Here is an 8,708-nt window from a genome sequence, read left to right as displayed (position 1 = left end):
TTCTTTTTTGTGAACATTTGATAATTTAAGTCTTCAGTGACCGAAGTCACTGGCACTTTCATCAAACGCCCACACTTATCGACTGTTAATTGTTAAAGAACTTTATTCGGTGTTGCTTATTGTGCGGTACGAAGCGTTGTGTTCGTTGCAGCAGAGAGGGAAGAGTATGCAGCGTTTCGCGTTTCTCGTCAACCTCTTTTTTGTTGCACTGTCTTTGCAAACAGCCCCAAGTCCTTGTTTTTGTTAACCTATTTCTCGGGGAGGCGAACTATAACAAACATGTCACGTACGCCGCAAGGACTTTCCGTTGAAATTAACAGATGATCTGTCGCGTCAAATCGCTCAGCAGATCAGCCGCCACAGCTTCTTCATCGATGGTCCCTCCCTTCTTGCGCATTGCACTTCCCAACTTGTCATCCCAGTCCGCTTCGATGTTGGATGCGCCCAGGGCGCGACCGGCCACGCTGCGCTCAACAACAGTCTCGTAATCTCGCGCACCAAAGCGCCAAGGCTGCGCGCCAAAGTGGCGCATCATCAGATTGCCGATCGCTATGCCGGGCCAGTCGAAGTCTCCGTGATAACGCAACACGGCACCGGCTTTTCTGAGTTGCTCAAGCAAGACACGTTGCGCGGCAGCGGGCATGCCATCGGTACACACGAGCGGTGCACATCGGGCACCGAGGACATCGGCTGCGATCGCTACCACGTTGGGATTTTCACACACTGAAACCAGCTGGCCGGCGACCCTCCACGTGGGCGGTGAGCGCAGCAACGCACGCAAGGAAATGAATGCGGGCTCGCCTGCCTGCGCCTGCGCTCCCGGCATATTCAGAAACAGCGCAGGGCGCGCCAACTCGTTGACCATCACCCCGGCGCCGGCCCAGATTTCGCGCACTGTTTCGTCGTTGTCCTCCTCCGCTTCGCTCGCTCGTTTGCGCAAGGCCGACAACACCAGACGCGCAATTGGCCGCCCCGCATCAAGACCGTGAGCGTCGCCCAGAACGTCGGCCGCCAGTTGGGAACGCGCCTGCCCCCACGCCGGCAGCCGGGCCATCACGCGCGCGGCCGCCTGGCACATGGCCATTGCGGTCTCAGGGTTACTGCGCGATAGCCGCTTGAGCATCCCCATTGCGCGCGCGTCATCGAGCAACGCAGCCAGCCGCGGCTCGGTGCATGTTGCTGCCACTCGCTCCCATTGGGTCAGCAACACGGCCCGCTGTGCGCTGAGATCGACGATCGGCCCGTCAAGAACATCAAGCGCCTCGCGAAGGGAGTCGGCCAGCCCACCGTTGCGCAATGCCTCGTCCATATCCTCGATGCGAAAGCGCAGGCTGCCAGCCCGCCCGGCGCGGCGGCCCAGCAAACCGCACAATGCCTCGCGTTCGCTCGCAGAGAGCTTGGCCAAGGTGAGCACGGGAATTTCCGCTCCCCGTTCGTATCGGCCGCGCAGCCGCAGCCGCAACGGCGCAAGGGCGCTGCCGCCAAGTAGTCGTTGTAGCCGTTCGTGGTCGACCATCTTCTAAGCCTGGGAATCCGGAAAACGCCGCGCACCGTCGTCTTCGGCGCGACGCGCCAGGCCATCCCAGCTCCAGCGCGACACATACACGGCATCGATGCCTTCATGGCGCTGCAACTGGCAAATCGAGACGCCCGGCAGCTCGGCATAACACGCCCATTCCCGCTCGCTGGTCATGACGAAATCGAGATCGAATTCGCGCACCAGTGCCATGCAATGCGCACGCGCGGCGTCGTCAATGCCCGCGAAGGCTTCGTCGAGCAGCACCAGACGCGGCGCATGCGGCGAGCCGCCATGGCTGTAAAAGCTTGATACCGCCGCAAACAAAGGCACGGTCAGTCCGAGCGCGCGCTCTCCACTGGAAGCGGGCCCCGACAGCGCCCGCCATTGTCCGTCCTGCCAACGCAGGACGCGGAAGCGGTGCCAGCGGCGGTAATCGAGTGCCCGCCCGAGCATATCGAGCAGGCTGCCACCTCCGCCCTGGTCGGCGTCTGCGCGCGCGCGTTCGCTGCTTATTCGGTTTTGCAGCATTGCGCCCACCACTTTGCGATCCTGCTCCGACCATGCGTCGAAGCTGGTGTTGAGCAGCCGCTTGCGCGCCGTATCGAGACCGACGGGCGCCCCCTCGCTCCCCTCAGACAGCGCCTCCCAGACCAGCTTGAAGCGCACTCCCGTCGATGTCGGCCGCTTTGCCAGTTCGGCGTTGATGGCGTCCCGACGGCGCTCTGCATCCTGCAGCAGGCGCCCAATCGCGGCCGCCACCTCGGCCTGTAAATGATTCTCGAGGACCTCCGTCTCGCGCGCCGTCAACAACTCCTTGCGCTGCGCGATTTCTTCCATGATACGCAGTTCAATCAGGTCAGGCCGCTCGGGGCGGCTTTGGTAGATGATGGTCACTACCAGGCCGAAGTCGGTGGTATCGGCCCGGGCCTGATGCCCCAGCGCCGTCAGCGCGGTCAGCAACTCGGTGTAGTCGCGCGACACATGATTCTGGATGCGATTCCAGTCCTCGTCATTCGCACCGACGTCCTGCAAGCCCTGCTCGGCGTGCCGCGCCATGTTCAGCGCCGCCTCGATCGTCCACGGCGCGCCCGTGACATCGAACTGCGGCAGCGCCACTGCCAGAAGTCCGGTGGCAGCGAAACGTTCGAGGCCGACAATCGCCTGATGGCGTGCTTCGCTACGCTCGTCCAGCAGGGCGGCGCCGTTCTCGACCCGTTGTTCGCTTTTCGCACGCTGTGCGCCGGCCTCGTGCAGCGATGTCTGGTCGGCGCGCAGTTGCTTCTCGCCGTCCGCGACAGCGTCATTCGTGGCAGCGAGCCGCCTGCGCAGCTCTTCCACCTTGACGCCGACTGTCGCGCGCAAGATGGCAAGGCGCGCAGTCATCTCATCGAGCTCGCGGCCCGCTTGCTCGCGCCGCGCCTGACATGCGCCGACATCGGCTGCGGCTTCGCGTGCACGCTCAAGCTGCCGGACATGTTCCGGCAAGACGTGGCGCAGGCTTTGCGCTTTGAGCAGCAGCGTCTGGACACTGGTTTCGAAACGCAATAGCGCCGTCTCGGTATCGGCCAAGCCTGGTGCATCGACCGGCAGTTGAAGATCATCCCCATCCTGCAGCAGTTGCGTGTGACAGTGTTGCCAGCGTTCTTCCGCGGCGGCACACTGCGCTTGCGCGGTCTCCATTCTGACGACCACCATGCGCCGCTGCCGCTCCATGGCGCTGGCGTCCACATGCGCCGTCCGCAGGTCATCGTCGGCGGGCGCTGCGCGCCACTCGTTGCCAGCCAAACGCTGCCGGGAAGCGATGTGCGCTTCCAGTGCGCGCGCGGCCGCCAGCTGGCCACCCAGGTCGTCGATCAACGCGGCCAGTTCGGTCAGCCGCCGTTGGCGTGCCAGCGCGCGGCCGGCGGCGCCGATGTATTCGACGGCCGCCTTGCCCCAGGCGCCGCGCAAGGGGCCGAGCCGAAATCGTCCGCTCGGTGCAACCCAGGCCTCGGCATCGACCGCCTCCTGCTCGCCGCAGGCAATGCTGCGCAACAGCCGTTCGACGACGTCATGGTCGACCGCGGTCCCTGCGGTGGGCTCGAGCCAGTCGGCCAGCGACGCGCTTTGCGGCGGCCGCGCCACCAAAACTGTGTCGAAGCGATCGGTCGTCAACAGTGCACCTTCCGGCGTGACCCAAGCGTCGAGCAGGCCGGCAGCTTCCAGCGCCGCTTCGATCCCGGCGGCGCCAGCGCCGAGGCAAGCGCGAAACTCCACAAGCTCCCACAACGGCGCGCCGGGCGTCCCATCGGTGCGGGCCGCCGCGTCACGAGGATAAGGCGCCGGCGGACGCCGGTCCTCGCCCCGTTCAAGCGCCGCATGCTCGGCCAGCAGCCCGGCCAGCTGCGCGTCGATGTCCATGGACCGCTGGCTCGCTTGCGCCGCTTGCCGGGCCAGCCGTTCGCTGGCCTGCTGCCGCGCACGATCGAACGCGGCCCGCGCCGGATTTTCCCCTTCCAGCACGCGCACCCAATCGACCAACGACGCCAGTGCGGTATCGGCATCGTCCACGCGCAATTCGCCCAAGGTGTTGAAATGATCGAGCCATGCTTCAATCAGCGCAGCGCCGCATTGTTCGATGTTGCGCTCGGCGGCGACCACCTGAGCCACCATGTCGGCCAATTCGTCGGCGAGCCGATCCCGTCCCTCGCGGGCGTGTCGGCGATCCCGTTCTGCCGTCTCCACCTCGCGCAGCCGCCGTCGCAGCAACGCCACATCGTCGCGTCGGCGCGCGACCAGGGCCAGCAAACTTTGCATTAGCAGCGCGAAAGGCCCCGCCGCCATCCATGCCAGAGATGCGGGATCGCCCAACTGGACCAGCACAGCGCGATAATCGTCGCGTTCGGTCAGGCTGGCAGCGGTTGCCGCCACGGCAAGCGGCACCAGCGACTCCGCCAGTGCGGCGCGCGCAGCATCGGCCGCGCGCGCGCGGCTCACCAGCGCGTCGTCCTCGCGACGCTGGCGCAGGCGCGCCTGCTCGAGCGCACTCTGGGCCTGCGTGACCTGGCTGCGGCGCTGTTCCGCGTGGCGCGCCGTTTCGTCCAGCCGGCTAGCATCGCGCATGGTCGGATCGGCCCGCAGCTCGGCCAATGCGGCGCGTTGCTCGATCAGCGTGGCCTCGGCGCTGGCGATGCGTGCCTGTAACGCTGTCTCGGTCTGTTGCGCGGACGCCAAAGCAGCGCGCGCCTGGTGCAGGTCGCCGCTGGCGTTGTTGAACGCGGTTTGGGCGGTGCGCAGTGTTTTGGCATGGCGCCGCGCAGCGGTGCGCGCGTAGACCTGGTAGCGGCGGTTGAACTGGGCAATGGCCTTGTGCAGGGCGCCCAATTCCTGCAACTGCGCGCTATATTCTTCGAGCTGGCTCATTGCCTCGGCCACGTCGCCCAGCAAGTCGTCCGCCAGCGGCGGCAGCGCTTGCGTCAGCGCGCCCGACAGATTGTCCTCGTTGGGTTTCTTGGACAGCTGGGGTTGGCGCAGCTGGATCAGGGTATCCATCAAGGCGCCGTAGCGCACTTCGCCCAGCTGGAACAGACGCTCATCGACCGCGCGCCGATAGGCCCCGGCGCTGTCGAAGACCTGGCCATCGGCGCCCAGCGCCGCACCGAGCCGGTCCTTTGTGAGCACTGCCCGGTGCGGGTTGATCAGCCACAGATCTTGGCCCATGCGCTGCCGCGCAGTCATGAAAAACCAGCTGTCGATGCTGCTGCGCGCGGCCTGCGCGGCCATGCCGCAACCGAGCGTCAGGTATTCCGGACGACCGTCCTCGGTAAGCCGTCCGAATTCGATCCAGGCATAGCCCAGACGGCGCTCGTGTTTTCCCAACAGTAGATTCCACGCCATTTTTTTGCCGGGATCCCCATCTGGTTCGATGCGTGACGACTTGATGTGCGCATCGAACAAAAATGGCAGCGTCAGCGACAAGACTTTCGATTTGCCGGTGCCATTGTTTCCGCGTAAAAGCAAGTGGCCATCGCGGAACCAGAACTCCTCGCTGTCGTAATGGAACAGCTCGACCAGCCCGACGCGCAGCGGCTGCCAGCGCAAACGGGCCGGTTCCGGCAGGGCCGGTAGCGCGCCCTGCGTGGCGTGCCCTGGATCGGCAAGAAAGCGGCTGTCATTCATTAAAACAGGTCCGGCTGATTGTCATGCACGACCGGACCAGCGGGCGCGGTCGCGGTCGCGCGCGCAATGATGTGGGTGTCGCCCATCGAGAAGCGGGCAAGGGCCGGCAAGGCGCGCGCGCCGTCGGTATCGTGTTCAATCAGGCGCAACATGGCCAGCCTGGCGAGCGCGTCGCGCGCCAGTTCCGCCTCCGCGCCTGGCTCACGCGCCGCCTTGCGCCAATAGCGTCCGTAGACGGGCGTTGCTTTGCGAATGAAAGCGGCGACGCCGGCATCGGGCACGCAATGACCCGCCTGGTCGGCGCCTGCCAGAAATTCGGCGACCAGCAAGGTCACATGGGCCAAGGTGCCTTCCGCCGGCATTACCACATCCGTCAAATCGCCGTCCTCGTCGACCAGCGCCAGGCCCTCTGCTCGCTGTTCCGGTACCAGACCGGTGGCATCGCACAGGCGCGCCGCCAGCGGTCCGCGCTGCGAATGGAAATACGCAAGCAGCGCGGGGTCCGTATCGAATTCGGAAAAATAGACGACCGGGTCGTCGAGCAGGCGGCGCGCCAGATGGTGGCGCATCGCGCTGCGCCGCCCCTCCTCGCTGTCCGCCGTGTATTCATCGACCATGGCGCGCAGGCGTTCCTCGAGCGTCGAGGGCGCGCTGTCGGTCGGCCAGGTCGAGGGACCGCGGGTGGCGGCGAGCAGGCTGGCCAGTACGCGTCGCTGCACGTCGTACAAGGCGTCACCGGCACGTGCGACGAATGCGTCTTCGTCGCCGGCCACCCGGTGCAGCACGCCCAGCGCAAGCAGGAAGCGGCATACCGCGACCAGCTCGCGCCGCTCATGTTGGGCGTCAAGCAGGAATGTGAAGCCGCGCGCCGCCAACTCCGGCTCCGCGGCCAGGGTCAACAGCTTTTCCCCTAGCGTACGCAAGGTGATTTGCGGATCGGCCCGCTCCAACGCAGCGCAGGCCAGGCAGAACAGCACATAGCGGCGCCGGTCAAACTGCGCCGCCCCGCGCGTGGCATCGGCGAGATCGGCCGGCCGTTTGTACAGGCGCGCGCAGTCGCGCTCGATATGCAGTATCCAGCCGGTACTCTGCGAGAACCAGTCGCGCAAGGCGTCGGCGTGGCGGCGCACTGCGCCAAAGGCCGGGTGGGCCGCCGTCATCAATGGCGCCATCAACAAAGCACGCAACGCGTCGCGCCGTTCATCCTCGTAATGCCGGCTCATCACCTCGCGCACTGCGTGCGCATCTGGGCGCCGTGGTTTGACAGGCACGCTCACGACGCCCCCATTGTCGGCGTAATGGTCAGCAGATGATCACGTCCGGAAAATACGCCGAGGCTGGTGTCAATGCGGGCGCGGGAATCGGCGGCCAACGGTTCAAGGCGGATCCGCAGCAAGCCATCCGCGGTCTGCCGCGACACACTTTGCTCGGGCGAGGCCTGGGCCGTCAGCGCCTCGCCCAGCAGCGACAGGAACAAGCGGAAGGCATGCGGGTCGAGGCACCCCAATTGCGAGAGCCGCACAGGACTGCCAGTGGCCAGCGCCGCGCGCGCCGCCTCGACCTGGTGACGCTCCTCGCTCATATGCAGCGCGAGCATGGCGCGTTCCGCGGCGCGCTCACGCACGTGCGGTGCCGGACCGCGCGGGGTCGCCTCGCCGCGTTCGCGCAAGCGTGGATGGATGGCGACGGCCGGTGCATCGGCCCAGGGCGTCGACGCAGGTACCGGATCACCGCCAGCGACCGGTTCGCTAAGCAGGCTCAGATGGCGCGCCGGATTGAGCGCGAAGGACGCCCGCCATAATCGGTGCGCTTGCGCATCGCTGGCGGTGTCGGCGAACCAGCGCGCCAGGATGCGGAAATCCGCGGAGCGATCGCTACGGCCACTGCGGCGTTCGTTGAGGGCGGCCACCGCTGCCAGCAATTGCGGAATCGCCGCGCGCGCCTTCGCCCGCAATAATTCAGATTGCGCCCGAATATGGCCGTCGCTGATGAACCACCGCGACAGACCATGCCAACGTTCACGCCAGCTGGCCAAGCGTTGTTCATAAACCGCAACCTGGGACTGCTCGTCGCCCGGCGCCGCATCCCGCGTTTCACGTTGCGCTGCCAGGGCCAGCAAGGGATCTATGCTGGAGGACAACCCGCTGAGCGCCTGGACGATCGCCCCCGACCTTCCGACCAGGTCGCTGACAAACCGTTGCAGATAGTCGATCAATTTTTGTTTGAAGACCATCACAGCGTTGGGATCGGCTTGCTGCAACTCGATCGTGCGGCCGACGCCGGCCATGAATGCCTGCGCGTTGTCGGCAAGGCCTTCGAACACCCGCACCAAGTCGCGCAGCACGCCGTGCACCTTGGCAGGATCGAGGGCGGGCGCGTCGACCAGTGTGCGCAGTGCGCCCAATTGCGTCAGAATATCTTCGAGAGCGACCGTCTGTAATTCACTGCGCCGTGCCAGCGCTTGCGCGAAGGTGATCAGTGACGCTTCGACCGCCTCACCGCCCAGCGACAGGCGGTACAGAAAGCGCGCGCGGTAAAAATCTTCGATACTTGCCACTCGCGTGGTGTCCGGCTGCGACTCCAGATTCCCCCAATCGGCCAATTGCACCAACGCCATCTGAATTTCGTCAATCGACGGCGGTGCGCCGCGCCAGTCGGCCTCGAGCCGTACCTCGTCGGGACGCAATTGCAAACGAAACTGGCGCTTGGCCGCTGCAAAGGTGTCCATGATGTGGCGATACAAGCACGCCTTGTCGGCGCTTATGTGACGAAACAGTTCTCCGGCGGTGTACGGAATATTGCTCATCAGAGTATTGTTGCCTAAGTAGCATCAATCAAGAAGTCATTGTAGCAGTCAAATTGGGGCGACGAAACGGATTCACACCATGGACCAGTCAGCAGGTCGATATCATGCGCCAGACGTAAAAAAACCCCGCACATCGCTGTACGGGGTTTTCTCACTATAACTAGCCTGACGATAACCTACTTTCACACTGGTTGCAGCACTATCATCGGCGTAATATCGTTTCAC

At 65.0% G+C, this 8,708-nt stretch carries 4 protein-coding genes; all 4 read right to left on the bottom strand.

The features are described from left to right. Positions 1-313: 313 nt before the first annotated feature. The 4 genes from ACP7EY_RS23515 to ACP7EY_RS23500 are packed head-to-tail and all read right to left on the bottom strand — an operon-like array spanning position 314 to position 8,483. The gene (locus ACP7EY_RS23515) at positions 314-1,516 is read right to left on the bottom strand and encodes a TIGR02679 family protein (RefSeq protein WP_426197681.1); all 1,203 of its coding nucleotides are present in this window, start codon (positions 1,514-1,516) and stop codon (positions 314-316) included. Between the two features lie 3 nt (positions 1,517-1,519). Further along, entirely contained in the window at positions 1,520-5,677 is a 4,158-nt protein-coding gene (locus ACP7EY_RS23510; RefSeq protein WP_426197680.1) for a TIGR02680 family protein, read from the bottom strand. Further along, positions 5,677-6,954 carry a TIGR02678 family protein gene (locus ACP7EY_RS23505; protein WP_426197679.1) on the bottom strand — a complete coding sequence of 426 codons (1,278 nt, stop codon included), beginning with the start codon at positions 6,952-6,954 and terminating at the stop codon, positions 5,677-5,679. Before ACP7EY_RS23505 ends, ACP7EY_RS23510 begins: the two co-directional genes overlap by 1 nt. Further along, entirely contained in the window at positions 6,951-8,483 is a 1,533-nt protein-coding gene (locus tag ACP7EY_RS23500; RefSeq protein WP_426197678.1) for a TIGR02677 family protein, read from the bottom strand. Before ACP7EY_RS23500 ends, ACP7EY_RS23505 begins: the two co-directional genes overlap by 4 nt. Positions 8,484-8,708 lie beyond the last annotated feature (225 nt).

Source organism: Massilia sp. DWR3-1-1, from assembly GCF_049898325.1.
Lineage (GTDB): Bacteria > Pseudomonadota > Gammaproteobacteria > Burkholderiales > Burkholderiaceae_D > JAFCUW01.
The sequence above is the reverse complement of the archived record's forward strand: the minus strand, read 5'-3'. Positions and strand labels throughout refer to the sequence as shown.